Origin of the sequence: Vibrio sp. 1180_3 (assembly GCF_029478545.1) — a bacterium.
GTDB classification, from domain to species: domain Bacteria; phylum Pseudomonadota; class Gammaproteobacteria; order Enterobacterales; family Vibrionaceae; genus Vibrio; species Vibrio aestuarianus.
This window is the reverse complement of record NZ_SJFM01000177.1, coordinates 1-463: the sequence shown is the minus strand read 5'-3', so window position 1 is coordinate 463 and position 463 is coordinate 1. Positions and strand designations below refer to the sequence as shown.

At 42.8% G+C, this 463-nt stretch carries 1 protein-coding gene; it reads left to right on the top strand.

The annotated features are described in order from the left end of the window. On the top strand, positions 1 to 463 hold a 463-nt coding region (locus EYW48_RS21460; RefSeq protein ID WP_277433074.1), incomplete at both ends, for a group II intron maturase-specific domain-containing protein.

Below are 463 nucleotides of genomic sequence, written 5' to 3'. Positions count from 1 at the left end.
AAGGGAAATTGCTCATTAAACCGAGCAAATCCAACACACTGCTGTTCTTGAGTAACTTGCGTGAACTCATCAAAAAGCACGCAACTATCCCCGTTAACGATTTAATCAAGTTGGTAAATCCGAAACTTAGGGGCTGGTCGAATTACTATCGACACTGCGTAGCTAAACAGGTATTCGGGTATGTAGGTCACAAGCTATTCCATGCGTTATGGCACTGGGCTAAAAGGCGTCATCCAACAAAGTCTAGAACTTGGATCGCCCTTAAATACTTCATCAACCGTCAAGGTCAATGGCAATTTCACGGTTGGCAGAAGATCATGAATATGGATTGTCAGTTCAATCTGTTCCAAATAGCTAAGGTGCCAATAGAGAGACATGTGAAAATCAGGAGTGCCGCTACGCCTTTTGATCCTCAATACCAAGAATACTTGGCTAAGAGAAAATCAAAGAAGCCATGCCGTAA